The sequence below is a fragment of the Streptomyces sp. NPDC001380 genome (assembly GCF_042895785.1).
Lineage (GTDB): Bacteria > Actinomycetota > Actinomycetes > Streptomycetales > Streptomycetaceae > Peterkaempfera.
This window is the reverse complement of record NZ_JBIAWP010000009.1, coordinates 181,086-196,572: the sequence shown is the minus strand read 5'-3', so window position 1 is coordinate 196,572 and position 15,487 is coordinate 181,086. Positions and strand designations below refer to the sequence as shown.

The window sequence follows — 15,487 nt, the reverse complement described above, 5'->3', positions numbered from 1 at the left end:
GGGCCGTCCGCGTGCTGACCGGATCCGATCGCTCCGGGGCCCCCGGAAATGGGGGATTACGGCCCTGCGTCACGGGGAACGACGCGCCGCTGCGGAGAAATACGGTCACGGAAGGCCACGGAAGCGTCACCCACGGACAGTCACGGGCCGCCCCAGGCGGTCACTTTCAGCTCATCGCGGGTAACAGAAGAGGCTCAAGCGACCACTTTGGCGACACCGAGTAGCGACAGTTTCACGAAGCGTTATTCTCGTCTGACGCACGCCGGAACCCATGCGTCCCACGGTGGGTGGGCGGTCCCGCACTGCACGTATACAGTTCTGCCTCTGGGAGTCCCGTGTACCCACACGTCCGGAACGACGCGCCCGCTCCCTACGACACCTGCGGAGCCTCCGGCCTGGACCTGCTGCGCACCCTGGTCCGCGACCAGCTGCTCCCGGCCGCCCCCGTCCTCGCCCCGGCCGGCACCGCGCTCCGCAGCGGCACCGCCTCCGGCACCCGCTCCCGGACCGCCCCGGGACCGCGCACCACCGGCCACCGCGCCCGCCCCGGCACCACCGAGGACGGGCACAACCCGGTGATGGAACTGGTCGAGCGGGCCCAGGCCGGCGAGAGCGAGGCCTTCGGCCGCCTGTACGACCACTACGCGGACACGGTCTACCGCTACATCTACTACCGGGTCGGCGGCCGGGCCACCGCCGAGGACCTCACCAGCGAGACCTTCCTGCGGGCCCTGCGGCGGATCTCCACCTTCACCTGGCAGGGGCGCGACTTCGGCGCCTGGCTGGTGACCATCGCCCGCAACCTGGTGGCCGACCACTTCAAGTCCAGCCGCTTCCGGCTGGAGGTGACCACCGGGGAGATGCTCGACGCCAACGAGGTCGAGCGCAGCCCGGAGGAGTCCGTGCTGGAGTCCCTCTCCAACGCGGCCCTGCTGGACGCGGTCCGCAGACTCAACCCACAGCAGCGCGAGTGCGTGACGCTGCGCTTCCTCCAAGGGCTCTCGGTCGCCGAGACCGCCCGGATGATGGGGAAGAACGAGGGGGCCATCAAGACCCTCCAGTACCGGGCGGTGCGCACCCTCGCCCGGCTGCTGCCCAGCGACGCCAGGTGACCCACGCGAGGATGAATCAGAGATCACATGATCGGGCGTGCGTAACCGACGCCCGAGGCTGCTCGTTGCCCAGCCAGAGCAACAGTCCGGCCGTCCGGGGTGTCGACAACGACGAGAGGAGGTGCGACCCGTGACAGCGAACGTGCTCGAGAACCGGCGGGCCAAGGCCTTCGCCGAGGTGCTTGCGGCGCACCAGAGCACCGACCGCCGGAACGGGGCCGTCGAGGGCGGCCCCGCACGCGGCCACTCCACCGCCATGGCGGAACTGCTGGCGGCAGCCGACACGCTGACGGCCGCCGCGGTCCCGGCGCCCGTCCTCGACGCGGAGGTGCGCGCGGTCCAGCGGGCGGAGCTGGTGGCCGCCTTCGAGCGGGAGTTCGCCGCGGGCACCGGCTCCGGCGTTCCGGAGCAGCGCGGCCGCGGCGCCCACCGGGCGGCCGCCGCCGTCGGCGGCGCGGCGGCCCGGCTGCGGCCGCGGTCCCGCTGGGGCCGCCGCCTCGCGGCGGGCGGCCTGGCTGCCGGCATCGCGGTCGGCGGCCTCACCGGGGTGTCGATGGCCAGCACCGGCGCCCTGCCGGGCGACACCCTGTACGGGATGAAGCGCAGCCTGGAGGGCTGGCAGCTGGACTGGGCCGGCTCCGACGGCGAGCGCGGCGCGCTGCTGCTGGACCACGCCTCCACCCGGATGCGCGAGGCGCGGGAGCTGGTGGTCCGCTCCGGCGGCGACGGCTCCTCCGCCCCCCTCGCCCCCGCCACCGTCGAGCAGATCCGCACCGCGCTGGCCGACATGCACGCGGAGGGGGCGACCGGCCGCCGGCTGCTCTGGGCCGTCTACCGCAGCAACGGCTCGCTGGACCCGATGCGCCGCCTGGCGGGCTTCGCCCGCTCGCAGGACGACCAGTGGACGCAGCTGCGGCGGCAGCTGCCCGAGCAGCTCGCCCCGGTCGCCTCGCAGGTGACCCAGCTGCTGCACGACATGACGGCGGACGCCACGCAGCTGCACATCCTCCCGCCGCAGGACCACGGCGGCGGCGGGGGGACCGGCACGCCGGGCGCCGGTCCGCGCTCGGGCGGCCCGGGCACCACCACCGGACCGGACCGGACCGGGACGACCGGGCGGCCCCCGTCCGACGGCCCGTCCAGCCCGGCCGCCGAGCAGCGTGACGACACCTCCCCGTCGGCCACCGCGGGGGCCTCCGCGACGCCGGGCAGCACCCCGGCCGGGGGCCCGGTCGGCGGCCTGGTGGACGGCATCACCGGCGGCCTGACCGGCCGCGGCTCCGGGGCGGACGGCAGCACCGGCACGGCGGCCCCGGGCTCCACCCCGGCGGACGGGTCCACCGCGACCGGCGGCGCCAAGCCCGGGCTGACCGTTCCACCGCTGATCCCGGGCCTGCTGCCCGGGGTCGGCCTCGGGCTCGGCTGACGGCGCGGCACACGCGCGGCACGGGGCCGCCGCCCGCACGGTTGCGCGCGGCGGCCCCTCGGCGTGCCCGGCCCTGCGGCACACCCGGCCCTGCGGCGCGTCCGGCCCCACGGCGCGTCCGGCGCCGGACCGTGTCCGGCGTGTCCGGCCGGTTCCGGGGCGTGTCCGCCCCCGGGGCGCGCCTGTCCCCGCCGGGACCGGCCGGCCCCGGGGCGGGAACGCGGAAGGGGCCGGGGGGACGGCTCAGAAGAAGACCGAGCGGCGCTGCACCAGCAGGCGGTAGAGCGTGTGCTGGATGGTCTCCCGGACCTCGTCGGTGAGGTCGAAGACCAGCATCGGGTCGTCCGCCGCCTCCGGCGGGTGGACGTCGGTCGCGATCGGCTCGCCGAACTGGATGGTCCACTTGGTGGGCAGCGGCACGGCGCCGAGCGGCCCCAGCCAGGGGAAGGTCGGCGTGAGCGGCACGTACGGCAGGCCGAGGAGCCGGGCGAGGGTCCGGGCGTTGCCGATCATCGGGTAGGTCTCCTCGGCGCCCACGATCGAGCAGGGCACGATCGGCACCTGCGCCCGCAGCGCGGAGGCGACGAACCCGCCGCGGCCGAACCGCTGGAGCTTGTAGCGCTCGGAGAACGGCTTGCCGATGCCCTTGAAGCCCTCCGGCCAGACCCCGACCACCTCGCCGCGCTCCAGCAGCCGCTGGGCGTCCTCGTTGCAGGCCAGGGTGTGGCCGGCCTTGCGGGCCAGCTCGTTGACGCCGGGGAGGACGAAGACCAGGTCGGCGGCGAGCATCCGCAGGTGGCGGCGGGCCGGGTGGTGGTCGTGGACGGCCACGTGGGTCATCAGGGCGTCCAGCGGGACCACCCCGGAGTGGTTGGCGACGATCAGCACGCCGCCCTCGGCCGGGATGTTCTCGATCCCCCGCACCTCGACCCGGAAGTACTTCTCGGCCAGCGGGCGCAGCAGCGACAGGAACACCTCCTCGGTGAGCTCCCGGTCGAAGCCGAACTCGTCCACCTCGTAGTCGCCCGTGATGCGGCGGCGCAGGAAGGCCAGCCCGTTGGCCGCCCGGCGCTCCCAGCCGCGGCCCAGCAGCCGCTCGGCGGCCCCGCCGAGCGGCCCGGCGAGGGCGTGGCCGACCGCGTCGGCGATCCGCTCGGCGGCCGCTCCGGCCCGGTCGGCGGCCCCGCCGACCGCCTCCCCGACGGCCGCCGCGCCCGCGGCGGCCGGACCGGGCAGCGGGCCCTGGGGCAGGGCGGAGAGCGGCGGCAGCCGCCGGTGGGCGGCGCGCCGGTCGTCCTCGGGCCCGGCCGCGGGCGGGCGCACCGGCCCCCTGGCGCGCCGGGCGTCGCGGCCCTGCGCCGGCGGCCTGGTGCCCGGCCGGGTCCGGTCGGCCCCCTCCCGGCCCGGGGCGGACCGGTCGGCGGTGGACCGGTCGGCGGCGGTCCGGTCGGCGTCCGGCTGCGCGGCGGCCTCGCGGTCGCGGGAGGGGGGCTGCGCCGCACCGCCGGTCCGGGCGGACTCGATCGGGATGACCTTGGCATCGCCCATGGCGTACTCCCTCGCGGCGCTCATCGCAGGTCCAGCTCCCATGTGCCCGATTCCGCGGGGCCCGCTCCCGCGGGGCCCCCTTCCGTGGTGCGTCCCGCCGCCGCGGGGGTGCGGCCGGCGGGCGGCAGCATCCCCGCCAGCCGGTCGGTGGCGGCCGCCAGGCGCTCCGTGGGGAGCAGGCCGGCCGCCGCGGCCGCCGCGAAGTCCGCGAAGGCCTCGGCGGTGCTGCGTACGGGCGTGTACCCGAAGGTCTCGTGAAGGTGCCTCACATCGACGACCCGGCCGTGGGTCAGGAGCCGGATCTGCTCCGGGGAGAAGTCCGCGACCCGGGTCTGCCGGATCAGTCCGGCGACCCAGCTGATGGCGGGGAGCAGCAGCGGGACGGTGGGGCGGGCGAGGCGGCGGGCGCACTGGGAGAGCAGCAGCACGCCCTCGCCGGCGACGTTGAAGGTGCCGCTGTTGGTGGTGCCGCGGCGTGGTTCGAGGGCGGCGAGCCGGAGCACCTCGACCGCGTCGTCCTCGTGGACGAACTGCATCCGGGGGTCGTAGCCGAGCACGGTGGGGAGCACCGGCAGCGAGAAGTACTCGTTGAGCGGGGTGTCCGCGGCCGGGCCGACGATGTTGGCGAACCGCAGGACGCAGACGGCCACGTCGGGGCGGCGGCGGGAGAAGCCGCGGACGTACCCCTCGACCTCGCAGGCGTCCTTGGCGAAGCCGCCGGAGGGCAGCGCCCGGGGCTGCATCTGCTCGGTGAAGACGGCGGGGTCGCGCGGGGCGGAGCCGTACACGCTGGTGGTGGACTTGACCACGAGCCGCTGCACGGTGGGGGCCTTCTGGCAGGCGCCGAGCAGCTGCATGGTGCCGATGACGTTGGTCTCCTTGACCGTGCCGCGGCCGCCGGAGCCCAGCGGGGTCGCGGTCACGTTCAGGTGGACCACGGTGTCGACGGAGTGCTCGGCGATGATCCGGGCCACGGCGGGGCGGCGGATGTCGGCGCGGGCGAAGACGTAGTCGGCGACGCGGCCGCCGGACCCCTCGGGGGGCGCCTGCTCCAGGCCGTACGGGGACGGCTGGACGTCGACGCCGACGACCAGGTCGACGTCCGGCTCCCGCCGGATCTCCCGGACGAACCGGGCGCCGAGGTGGCGGGCCACCCCCGTGACGAGCACGACCTTTCCCACGGTGGAAGTCCTCCCGTCCGAAAACCCCTGCCCGCACAGCACCGTATCGCCTGGTTGTTTCAGGGGGACGACCCGGCGTCACCGGTGTGGCGGCGATCACCGGGGCCGTGCCGCCCGGCGGCACGCCGTCTCCGTGATCCTACGACAGCGGAGGGTGTCCGGGGCGGAGGGCGTCCGGGCCTCCCCGGCGGGCCGGACGTCCCGGGGACCGGACCCGGGGGGTCCGGCCCGGCAGCGGCCCCCGGCGCGGAGGGGGCCGCCGGTGCAGGGGCGGCGGCCGGCCCGGACACGCCGACGCCCGCCCCGGCGGTGGGCCGGGGCGGGCGTCGGGCTGATCGGGGCGCTGCTTACTTCTTGTTGCGCCGCTGCACACGCGTCCGCTTCAGCAGCTTGCGGTGCTTCTTCTTGGCCATACGCTTGCGGCGCTTCTTGATGACAGAGCCCACGGAACAACCCTCGCTCACTGGGACTCTCTCGCGACCGCGGCGCGGTGCTCTGGAGTCCGGATACGACTGACGGAAGCCATAGCCTACCTTCCGCACCCCGCGTGCCGTAATCGAGTCGCACACACGGGTGCGGCGGACTCCCGCCGGGCCCGTCCCGGCAGCGCCGCGCCCCGGGTCCGCTAGGCGGTCTCCCTCCCGACGTAGGACTCCCGGAGGTAGTCGTGGACCGCCTGCTCGGGGACCCGGAAGGAGCGTCCCACCCTGATGGCGGGCAGCTCCCCGCCGTGCACCAACCGGTACACGGTCATCTTGGACACCCGCATGACCGCGGCCACCTCCGCCACGGTCAGGAAGTTCACCTCGTTCAGAGGCCTCTCACCAGACGCCATGTCAGCACCGACCTTTCGCATGTGCTGAGCACCGGCTTCCCCTCCGGTGACTGAAGCCAGCACACCCGTATCCCCAGAGTAGTTGCGGGTGGTGCGGGTGGGAAGAGGGGTGAGGCCGCCTCCGTCACCGTGGCCGCACGATCCGTCGCAGCAGGTGAGCGCCGGGCGGGCGGGCGCGGACCGGTGGCCCGGCGTCGCCGGGGGCCTCCCGCGCCCCCGGTCCCGGCGTCGGCTCGCGGAAGCGCGCGGCCCGCGCGGGAGCGCGGAGGGCGCGCCCCGGCCGCCGTCCGCGCGCCGGTCGCACGCCCGGCGCGCGGACGGCGGTGGGAACAGCGGTGCGGACGGCGGTGGGAACAGCGGTGCGGGCGGACGGCGGTGCGGCCGGACGGGTCAGGGGAGCAGGCCGTGGTACGGGAAGACCTCGCGGCGGGCCGCGAGGATCGCCTGGTCGAGCCGGTCGGCGGGGTCGTAGCCGCCCTCCGCGAAGTCGGGCCAGACCACCGGGTGGCGGCCGTCGGTCATCCGCAGCGGCGCCTGCCGCCGGGTGCGGCGGTACACCTCGGCGCGCCACTCGGCGGGCGTGTCGGACTCCGGGTCCAGGGGGCGCCCGGCGGCGATGGCCGTGAGGTGCGTCCAGATGCGCGGCACGACGTCGACGACGGCGTACCCGCCGCCTCCGAGCGCGACCCAGCGGCCGTCCGCGTACCGGTGGGCGAGGTCGTGGAGGGCCTCGGCCATGGCCCGCTGGGCGTCCAGCGAGACGGCGAAGTGCGCGAGGGGGTCCTCGGCGTGGGTGTCGGCGCCGTGCTGGGTGACCAGCACCTGCGGCCGGAAGGCGGCCAGCAGCTCGGGGACGGTGGCGTGGAAGGCGCGCAGCCAGCCCGCGTCGCCGGTTCCGGCGGGCAGCGGGACGTTGACCGCGCTGCCGGGCGCGTCCGGGCCTCCGGTCTCGCCGGGCCAGCCGGTCTGCGGGAAGAGCGTGGCGGGGTGCTCGTGGACCGAGACGGTGAGCACCCGGGGGTCGTTCCAGAAGACGTGCTGCACGCCGTCGCCGTGGTGGACGTCCACGTCGACGTAGGCGACCCGCTCGACGCCGAGTTCCAGCAGGCGGGCGACGGCGAGCGCCGCGTCGTTGTAGACGCAGAAGCCGGAGGCCCGCTCGGGCATCGCGTGGTGCAGGCCGCCGGCGACGTTGACGGCGTGCAGGGGGCGCGGCCGGTCGCCGGGGGTGCCGGGCGCGGGCCACACGGCCTCGGCGGCGGCGACCGACTGGCCGGCGATCAGCGCGGAGGCGGTGTGCATGGCGGCGAAGGCCGGGTTGTCCTCGGTGCCGAGGCCGCGCCGCACGTCCTGCCCGGCCGGGTCGTCCCAGTGCGCGGCGGTGCGGCGGACGGCGTCGATGTAGGCCTGGTCGTGCACCAGCCGCAGCGTGGAGTCGCCGGCGGGGGCGGCCGCCCCGACGGTGACGCCCGGCGCGTCGGGGATGCCGAAGGCCTCCACGAGCCGCATGGTGAGGGCGAGCCGCACCGGGTCCATGGGGTGGCCGGGGCCGAAGTCGTAGGCGGTGACGGCCTCGTCCCACTGCAGGCGGAGGCCGCAGGGGACGGTTCGGGGCCGGGCGGCGGGGGCGGACATGGCCGCCACGGTAGCGGAGGGGCCCGCGCCGGGCCGGTCAGCCCGCCCCGGCGACCGCGCCGGTCCCCGCGTCCGGGTCGGGGCCGGCCGGGGCGGCGGTGGGGGCGGTGGGGGCGGTGGGGGCGGTGGGGGCGGTGCCGGGGTCGGCGGCCCGACGCGGTGCGGGGCCGAAGGCCCGGGAGACCGGCAGGACGGCGAGGACGAGGACGAGCGGGATCGCGAGCGCCGCCCGGTAGGAGGCGGCGTCGCCGACCGCGCCGACGAGGGGCGAACCGACCAGGAAGCCGGCGTAGTTGAAGAGGTTGAGGCGCGCCACCGCCGTCTCCCGCGCGTGCGGGAGGCGCCGGGCCCCCGCGGCGAAGACCTGCGGCACGACGGCGCACAGCCCCGCGCCCAGCAGGGCGAAGCCCAGGACGCCGGTCCAGGGGCCGGGCGCGGTCGCGGCGGCCGCGAAGCCGAGCGCGGAGAGCACGGCGCCCGTCCGCACCACCGCGGGGGCGCCCCAGCGCTGCACGGCCGCGTCGCCGAAGGTCCGGCCCGCCAGCATGGCCGCCGTGTAGGCGTTGTACGGGACGGTGGCCAGGGCCTCGGAGGCGTGCAGGGTGTCGTGGAGGTACTTGGCGCTCCAGTTGGAGACGGTGGCGTCGGCGATGTACGCGGCGGTCATGGCGAAGCAGAGCGGCAGCAGCGGCCGCCAGGGGACGGGTCGGCGCGGGGCGGCGGACCCGTCCCGCGCGGCCCGGTCCTCCTGCACGGCCCGGTCCTCCCGCGCGGCCGGGGCGCCACCGGCGTCCGGACCGGCCGGCCCCAGGTGCCGGGTGCCCGCCGCCAGGACCACCGGCAGCAGCACCGCGGCCGTGCCGCCGAACAGCACCGGCAGCGGGAGGTGCCCGTGCGCGCCGGCCCAGGCCAGGGTGGCCCCGGCGATGCCGCCCAGGCTGAAGGCGGCGTGGAAGCCGAGCATGACGGAGCGTCCGCAGCGGCGCTGGAGGTCGACGCCGAGCATGTTCATCGAGGCGTCCAGCGCGCCGACGGCCAGGCCGAAGGCCGCCAGGGCCAGGGCCAGCTGCCACAGGGCGGTGCCCGCCCCGGTGCAGGCGAGGGCGAGCAGGGTCAGGGGCTGCGCGGTCCGCAGCACCGCGCGGGCGGAGGTGCGCCGGGCGAGGTGCTCCGAGGCGGCGCTGCCCGCTCCGGCGAGGACGGGCACCGCGGCGAGGAGGGCCGGGAGGAGCGCGTCCCCGACGCCGTACCGGTCCTGGACGGCCGGGATGCGGGTGACGAGCAGGGCGAAGGCCGCCCCCTGGCAGAGGAAGCAGGCGAGCAGGGCGGTCCGGGCCCGCCGCAGGCGGCGGGCCGCCTCCGCGGGCGCCGTCTCCCGGGGCGCCCCTCCCGCCGGCGCTCCTCCCGCGGGAGCTCCCTCGGCGGGAGCTGCCCCTGCGGGAACTCCCCCCGCGGGGGCCGCGCCCGCGGCTCCCCGCCCCTCCGTGGCGGGCCTCCCCTCCATGGCCGGGCTCCCCTCCGTGCCGCCGCCCCTCGTGCCGCCGTCCGGCGGGCGGTTCCGGCGTGAGCGTAGGGGCGCGGGGCGGGCCGCGGAAGGGTCCGGACGCGGCGGTTCCGCTGGATTCCGCCATCCCTTGTGACTCCCTTCGGGTGAGTTGCCATGTTTTGCGCTCATCGGTGCTTACGGTGAGAGTGTGTGCCGTAGGTGACGGCCCCCCGGGAGAGATGAGGACACGTCGTGGGGATGGTGCGCGCTCTCGGTCCCCAGCTCCTGCACGTCCGCCGCCGCCAGGCCGTCGACCGGACCCTCCAGGACCTGCTCACCGCCGTCCTGACGGCGCCTCGGCTCCCGCGGTCCGTCTTCGCCCCGGAGCTGCTGGAGCGGGTCCCCGTCGACCGGCTGCAGCTGATGGTGGACCAGCTCCGCGAGCGGCACGGCGCCGTGCGGTCGGTCCAGCCCCACGAGGGCCTGTGGCGGGTGCACTGCGCCGACGGCGGCGAGCTGCTCTGGGCCGGCCTGGACGGCGACGGCCTGCTCACCTCGCTGGTCCTCGGACCGGCCGCGCTGACGGCCCGCCGCACCGCCGCCGAACCCCCCGGCCCCCGGCGGGCCGCCGAGCGCCGGGTCGCCGGCCCGTCCACCCGTCCGGTCGCCGGTCCTGCCGCCGCCGCACGGCCGGCCGCCCCCGCGCCGCCCGCAGCGCGCCCGGCCCCCGTCTCCACCGCCGCGCAGGCCCGGCAGGAGGCCGCCCGCCGGTACGCGCTGGCCGCCGCCGGGACCGCCGGCTGGGCGGTGCTCCAGCTCGCCCTGGCCCTGGCCGCGGTCTCGGCCACGCAGTGGCTGCTGCTCCTGCTCGCCGCGGCCGCCGCCGCCTGGTGCCTGCTGCACGTCGGCCCCTGGCACGCCCTGCCCCCGTACGCCCGGCTGCTGCCCGGCGCCGCCGTGGCCGGGACCGCCGCCGCCGGCCTGCGCGTGCCCGCCGCCGACCTGGCCTGGGACCTGCGGGCGCCGCTCGCGCTGCTGCCGCCGCTGGCCGTCCTGGCCGCCGCCGCCTGGACCGCCGCCCGCTGCCGTCCCCGGACCGACCCCGCGGACCCGCCGCTGGTGCTGGCCTCGCCGCTGCGCGGCGGCACCCTCTGCCTGCTCCAGGCCGGCGGCCCCGCCCTCAACCGGCACGCGGCGGACGCCTACGGCCGCGCCGCCCGCCTCGCCGTCGACCTCACCGTGCTCGGCAGCGGCCTGCGGTGGCGCCGCCGCCGCGCCCTGGGCCTGATGCCGGCGGAGAACGACGCCTACGCGGCGTACGGGCACCCGGTGCGCAGCCCCTGCGACGGCGTGGTGGCGGTGGCCGTCGACGGGCTGCCCGACAACGAGCCGGGTGCCGTCGACCCCGCGCATCCCCTGGGCAACCACGTCGCCGTGGACACCGGCCGGGCGCTGGTGGTGCTGGCGCACCTGCAGCCGGGCAGCGTCCGGGTGCGGGCGGGGGCGCGGGTCTCGGCGGGGACGATGCTCGGCGCGGTGGGCAACTCCGGCGACACCGGGGGCGAGCCGCTGCTCCACCTGCGGGCGGAGACCCGGACCTCGACCGCCTCCCCCGGGTCCGGAACGGCCCTGCCGCTGCTCCTCGGCGAGCTGCGCGGGGCGCCGCTGCGCGGCCGCCGCCTCACCGTCGAGGGCTGAGGGCCGCGGGGGCCGGGAGCCCGTGGCCCGGGGGCGGCCGGACCGGTCCGCCGCCCGGTCGGGTACCGGTCCGCCGCCGGGTCAGGCCCCGGCCAGGCCCAGCAGTCCCGGCAGCTCCGCCATGTCGGCGAACAGGCGCGTCGCCCCGGCCGCGGTGAGCCGGTCGGCCGGGGTGAGCGCGGCGTAGCCGAAGACGTCCATCCCGGCCGCGCGGGCGGCGAGCACGCCGTTGGGGCTGTCCTCGACGACGGCGCAGCGGTCCGGCGGCGTGCCCAGGGTGCGGGCGGCGTGCAGGAAGAGGTCGGGGGCGGGCTTGCCCCGGCCGACGTCCTGGGCGCTGAAGATCCGGTCCTCGGGGAGGTGGCCGCGCAGTCCGGCGAGGTCCAGGGCGGTGCGGATCCAGGTGTGGTGCGCGGAGGACGCCAGGCAGTAGGGCGTCCCGGACGCGGCCAGGGCCTTGAGCAGCCCCTCGGCCCCGGCGACCGCGGTGAGCTCCGCCTTGAAGGCGGCGAAGACCCGGGCGTGGAAGAGGTCGTCGAAGCCGTCGGGCAGCGCCCGCCCCGACCGCGCGCGGACCACGTCGTGGATGTGGTGCGCCGCCGTGCCGAGGAAGTCCCGCACCGAGTCGTCGAAGGTGGTGGGGTGGCCGAGCTCGGTGAGGTACTCGGCCAGCACCCGGTTGGAGAGGGGCTCGCTGTCGCAGAGCACCCCGTCGTTGTCGAGGATCACCAGGTCGTAGCGCACCCGGACACCCTATGCGGCGCCGGCACGGGCGGGGGCGGGCTCCGGCGGGGGCGGGGGCGGGCGCCCCCGCCCGGGGCGGCGCTACCGCCCGCCGGCGGCCAGCTCCCGGGAGCGGTCCCGGGCGGCCTCCAGGGCGGCGAGGAAGGCCGCGCGCACGCCGTGGTTCTCCAGCTCGCGGATGGCGGCGATGGTGGTGCCCGCCGGGGAGGTGACGGCCTCCCGCAGTTTGACCGGGTGCTCGCCCGAGTCGCGGAGCATCGTGGAGGCGCCGACAGCCGACTGCACGATCAGGTCGTGGGCGACCGCGCGGGGCAGGCCGAGGAGGATCCCGGCGTCGGTCATGGCCTCGACGAGGAGGTAGAAGTAGGCCGGCCCGGAGCCGGAGAGGGCGGTGGCGGCGTCCTGCTGGGCCTCGGGGACCCGCAGCGTCCTGCCGACGGGCCGGAAGATCTCCTCGGTGCGGCGCAGGTGCTCCTCGGCGGCGTGGGCGCCCGCCGAGATGACGCTCATCGCCTCGTCGACCAGCACCGGGGTGTTGGTCATCACCCGCACCACGGGGGTGCCGGGCGCGAGCCGCTCCTCGAACCAGGCGGTGGGCACGCCCGCCGCGCCGGAGACCACGAGGCGGTCGGCGGGGACGTGCGGGGCCAGCTCGTCCAGCAGGGCGGCCATGTCCTGCGGCTTGACGGTGAGGATCAGGGTGTCGGCGGCCTTGGCGGCGTGCTCGTTGGAGACGGCCTCGACGCCGTACCGCTCGCGGAGCTCGGCGGCGCGCTCGGCGCGGCGGGCGGTGACCAGGACGTCGGCCGGGGCCCTGCCGGCGCGCAGCAGGCCGGAGACCAGCGCCTCGCCGATCTTGCCGGCGCCGAGGACGGCGACTGTCTGGGTCATGGGCGGCTCACCTCGTCGTGTTCCGGGGGGCGTGCGCCCCCGGTCGTCTTCCGGACGGTGTCGGGCCCATCCTCGCACCGGGGAGGCGGGGGCGGCGGGGGCGTCCGCCTGCCGGTCGGGGCCGCCGGCGCGGCCCCGGGCCCCCGGGGCCGCGCCGGGGCGTGCGGCCGCTCAGGGCGTCCGGCGGCGCAGGGTGGCGGCGCCCAGGGCGAGCGCGGCGGCGATGCAGCCCGCGGTGACGGACGTGTCGCGGACGAACGCCCCGCCGAGGTCCGCGTGCACGGTGACCTCGGTCATGGCGTCCACCGCGTAGGAGAGCGGCAGCACGTCGGAGACGGCGCCGAGGACGGGCTGCATCTGCCCGCGCGGCACGAAGAGCCCGCAGAGCAGGAACTGCGGCAGCACCACCGCGGGCAGGAACTGCACCGCCTGGAACTCGGTGCGGGCGAAGGCGCTGGTGAAGAGGCCGACGGAGGTGCCGAGCACCGCGTTGAGGACGGCCACCAGCAGCAGCGCCCAGAGCGGCCCGGCGACGTCGAGGCCGAGCAGTCCGACGGCGAGGGCCGTGGCGAGCCCGGCCTGGAGCACGGCGAGGCCGCCGAAGGCCAGGGCGTACCCCAGCAGCAGGTCGAGACGCCCCAGCGGCATGGAGAGCAGCCGCTCCAGGGTGCCGGAGGAGCGCTCGCGGAGGGTGGCGACCGAGGTGACCAGGAACATCACGGTGAACGGGAAGACGCCGAGCAGCGGCGCGCCGATCCGGTCGAAGACCTGCGGGGAGCCGTCGTAGATCCAGGAGAGCAGGGCGAGCAGCAGGCAGGGGACGACCAGCAGCAGGGCGACGGTGCGCGGGTCGTGGCGGAGCTGGAGCAGCACGCGGCGGGCGGTGGCGCCGGCGCGGGCGGCACCGGCGGCGAGGGGGCGCGGGGCGGCGGTCACGGCCGGACCTCCCGGGGGCGGCGGGCGGAGGGGGTCCCGGCGCCGCCGGGAGCAGCGGGACCGCCGGGAGCCGCGGGACCAGCAGGGCCCTCGGGGCCCGCCGGGGCCTCGACGAGGCGGAGGAAGGCGTCCTCGACGGTGGCGGCGCCGGTGCGGGCGCGCAGCGCGTCGGGGGTGTCCTCGGCGAGCAGCCGGCCCTCGCGCAGGAGCAGCAGGCGGTCGCAGCGCTCCGCCTCGTCCATGACGTGGCTGGAGACCAGGACGGCGGCGCCGTCGGCGGCGAGCCGGTGGAAGAGCGCCCACAGGTCGCGGCGGAGCACGGGGTCGAGGCCGACGGTGGGCTCGTCGAGGACGAGCAGCTCGGGGCGGTCGCCGGTGCCGGCGCCGAGCAGGGCGACGGCGAGCGAGACGCGGCTGCGCTGGCCGCCGGAGAGGCGGGAGGCGAGCGTGCCCGCGTACCCGGCGAGGTCGACCTCGGCCAGTACCCGGTCCACGGCCTCGGCGCGGGCCGCGCGGCGGGCGCGGCCGGGCGCGAGGACGGCGGCGTAGTAGGCGAGGTTCTCCCGCACCGAGAGGTCGGCGTAGACGGAGGGCGCCTGGGTGACGTACCCGACACGGCGGCGCAGGCCGGGGTCGCCGGCGGGCAGGCCGAGGACCTCGGCGGTGCCGGTGGCGTTGGCCTGGACGCCGGCCAGGACGCGCATCAGGGTGGTCTTGCCGCACCCGGAGGGCCCGAGGAGTCCGGTGACGGTGGACCGGGGGACCGTGAAGCCGAGGCCGTCGAGCACGGTGCGGCCGCCGCGGACGACGGTGAGGGCCTCGGCCCGCACCGCCACGGTGTTCGTCATGCGGAGAACATCCCCTCCGGGGAGGGCCGGGTCAAGGGAGGCGTGCGGGACAAATCAGGGTTGTCCCCTATGGTGCGGACCCCGCCGCAGGCGCACCGTGAAGGCATGACAGCACACGGAGACATGACCCCGGGTGAGAACCGCCAGCTCGCCGTCGCCTCGGCGACGCTCGGCCCCTGGCGGACCGCGGCGGCCGTCGGCACGCTGGGCGGCGCCGCCGCCCTGGGCGTCGACGTGCTCACCGGCGACTGGTCGCTCGGCATCCTCGCCGGGCCGGTCAGCCTCGCCCTCTTCCTCTTCTTCCTGGTCGGCGGCGTGGGCTCGGTCACCGGCCGCGCCGGCGGCGACCGGCGGCTGCGCCGCTGGGCCGCCGAGCACCCCTGGCGGGTGGCGGCCGTCCCGGCCGTCCTGCTGCTGGTGCTGGACACGGCGGCGCGCAGCCTGCTCTCCTCCGCGAGCCTCGCCGCCGCGCTCTGGGACGGCGTCTGGCACGCGGTCCTGCTGGCAGCGGTGGTCGGGGTCGTCGGCTCGGTCGCGGGGGCGCGCGCCCGCCGGTAGGCGGGGGCCGGGCCGCGGCTCAGCGGCGGGGCCGGCGCCCTCCCGGCGCGCGGCGGGCGCCGGGGCGGCCGCCGCGGGGGGTGCGGCGGCGCGCGTGGGCGGCGAGGGCCGCCTCGTGGCGGGCGCGGGCGACGCCCTCGCCGGGCGCCTCGACGAGGCTGCGGACGACGTACGCGGCCAGGGTGCCCGCGAAGCCGACGACCATGATCGGGGCGAGCGCACGGTCGTCGGCCATCCAGCCGTCCAGTGCGTCCCGGCCCCGGGACAGGGTCCGCCAGGTGCGCAGCCCCGCCATCAGCGAGCAGCCGCCGACGGCGGCCGCGAGCAGCACGTCGAGGAGGGGGCCGCCGGTGAAGGCGGAGAAGGCGAGCGACAGCGCCAGGAGGCCCGCCGCGAGCGCGGCCAGCGACCCGGCGGCGACGGCGGCGCGCCGCAGCGCGTAGCCGGGGCCGCGGTCCGCCCAGGAGGTGCCGAAGAAGCGGACGGGCTCCGGCCGGGGGGCGTCGGTCGGGGCGGCGGGGGCGCGGTCGTCGGTCACGGGGCCGATTGTCCCCGACGCGGGGGCGGGGCCGGGAGGACGGTCGTCCTC

General features: G+C 77.7%; 15 protein-coding genes. 4 read left to right on the top strand and 11 right to left on the bottom strand.

Going from position 1 to position 15,487, the window contains the following annotated elements:
• Positions 1-335 precede the first annotated feature (335 nt).
• Both ACFY07_RS13940 and ACFY07_RS13935 read left to right on the top strand, forming a co-directional pair.
• A complete protein-coding gene (locus tag ACFY07_RS13940) occupies positions 336-1,112 on the top strand; it encodes an ECF subfamily RNA polymerase sigma factor, BldN family (RefSeq protein ID WP_390868863.1) in 777 nt (258 codons plus the stop codon).
• Positions 1,113-1,242: 130 nt separating this feature from the next.
• On the top strand, positions 1,243-2,538 hold the full coding sequence (locus ACFY07_RS13935) for a DUF5667 domain-containing protein (protein ID WP_390868862.1): 1,296 nt from the start codon (positions 1,243-1,245) through the stop codon (positions 2,536-2,538).
• A 243-nt stretch (positions 2,539-2,781) separates the two neighbouring features.
• Here ACFY07_RS13935 and ACFY07_RS13930 read toward each other — a convergent pair whose 3' ends face one another.
• From ACFY07_RS13930 to ACFY07_RS13905, 6 genes are all read right to left on the bottom strand, one after another.
• Complete coding sequence (locus ACFY07_RS13930; protein ID WP_390868926.1) at positions 2,782-4,086, bottom strand: 1-acyl-sn-glycerol-3-phosphate acyltransferase; 1,305 nt, start codon at positions 4,084-4,086, stop codon at positions 2,782-2,784.
• Positions 4,087-4,106: 20 nt separating this feature from the next.
• On the bottom strand, positions 4,107-5,267 hold the full coding sequence (locus tag ACFY07_RS13925) for an NAD-dependent epimerase/dehydratase family protein (protein WP_230746146.1): 1,161 nt from the start codon (positions 5,265-5,267) through the stop codon (positions 4,107-4,109).
• 347 nt (positions 5,268-5,614) lie between these two features.
• Entirely contained in the window at positions 5,615-5,713 is a 99-nt protein-coding gene (locus ACFY07_RS13920; protein WP_003948845.1) for a 30S ribosomal protein bS22, read from the bottom strand.
• Between the two features lie 179 nt (positions 5,714-5,892).
• Positions 5,893-6,102 (bottom strand): helix-turn-helix domain-containing protein, encoded by a 210-nt coding sequence (locus ACFY07_RS13915; RefSeq protein WP_230746143.1) that lies wholly within the window; start codon positions 6,100-6,102, stop codon positions 5,893-5,895.
• Between the two features lie 390 nt (positions 6,103-6,492).
• Positions 6,493-7,737, bottom strand: coding sequence for an acetoin utilization protein AcuC (locus ACFY07_RS13910; RefSeq protein WP_390868861.1), 1,245 nt, complete (start codon positions 7,735-7,737; stop codon positions 6,493-6,495).
• A gap of 37 nt (positions 7,738-7,774) precedes the next feature.
• Positions 7,775-9,241 carry an MFS transporter gene (locus ACFY07_RS13905; protein WP_390868860.1) on the bottom strand — a complete coding sequence of 489 codons (1,467 nt, stop codon included), beginning with the start codon at positions 9,239-9,241 and terminating at the stop codon, positions 7,775-7,777.
• A 240-nt stretch (positions 9,242-9,481) separates the two neighbouring features.
• Between ACFY07_RS13905 and ACFY07_RS13900 the strand changes: the two genes are divergently transcribed.
• Positions 9,482-10,921, top strand: coding sequence for a M23 family metallopeptidase (locus ACFY07_RS13900; protein ID WP_390868859.1), 1,440 nt, complete (start codon positions 9,482-9,484; stop codon positions 10,919-10,921).
• Positions 10,922-11,002: 81 nt separating this feature from the next.
• On the opposite strand, the gene ACFY07_RS13895 is transcribed toward ACFY07_RS13900, so the two are convergent.
• The 4 genes from ACFY07_RS13895 to ACFY07_RS13880 all read right to left on the bottom strand — a co-directional run bounded on the left by ACFY07_RS13895 (position 11,003) and on the right by ACFY07_RS13880 (position 14,340).
• A complete protein-coding gene (locus ACFY07_RS13895; protein WP_390868858.1) occupies positions 11,003-11,665 on the bottom strand; it encodes an HAD family hydrolase in 663 nt (220 codons plus the stop codon).
• 81 nt (positions 11,666-11,746) lie between these two features.
• The gene (proC, locus tag ACFY07_RS13890) at positions 11,747-12,556 is read right to left on the bottom strand and encodes a pyrroline-5-carboxylate reductase (protein WP_390868857.1); all 810 of its coding nucleotides are present in this window, start codon (positions 12,554-12,556) and stop codon (positions 11,747-11,749) included.
• Between the two features lie 171 nt (positions 12,557-12,727).
• Entirely contained in the window at positions 12,728-13,492 is a 765-nt protein-coding gene (locus ACFY07_RS13885) for an ABC transporter permease (RefSeq protein ID WP_230746118.1), read from the bottom strand.
• On the bottom strand, positions 13,489-14,340 hold the full coding sequence (locus ACFY07_RS13880) for an ABC transporter ATP-binding protein (RefSeq protein ID WP_390868856.1): 852 nt from the start codon (positions 14,338-14,340) through the stop codon (positions 13,489-13,491). The genes ACFY07_RS13885 and ACFY07_RS13880 overlap by 4 nt, the downstream gene beginning before the upstream one ends.
• A gap of 105 nt (positions 14,341-14,445) precedes the next feature.
• On the opposite strand from ACFY07_RS13880, the gene ACFY07_RS13875 reads away from it, so the two are divergent.
• The gene (locus tag ACFY07_RS13875) at positions 14,446-14,898 is read left to right on the top strand and encodes a hypothetical protein (RefSeq protein WP_230746107.1); all 453 of its coding nucleotides are present in this window, start codon (positions 14,446-14,448) and stop codon (positions 14,896-14,898) included.
• Positions 14,899-14,917: 19 nt separating this feature from the next.
• On the opposite strand, the gene ACFY07_RS13870 is transcribed toward ACFY07_RS13875, so the two are convergent.
• Positions 14,918-15,436, bottom strand: coding sequence for a hypothetical protein (locus ACFY07_RS13870; RefSeq protein WP_390868855.1), 519 nt, complete (start codon positions 15,434-15,436; stop codon positions 14,918-14,920).
• Positions 15,437-15,487: the final 51 nt, after the last annotated feature.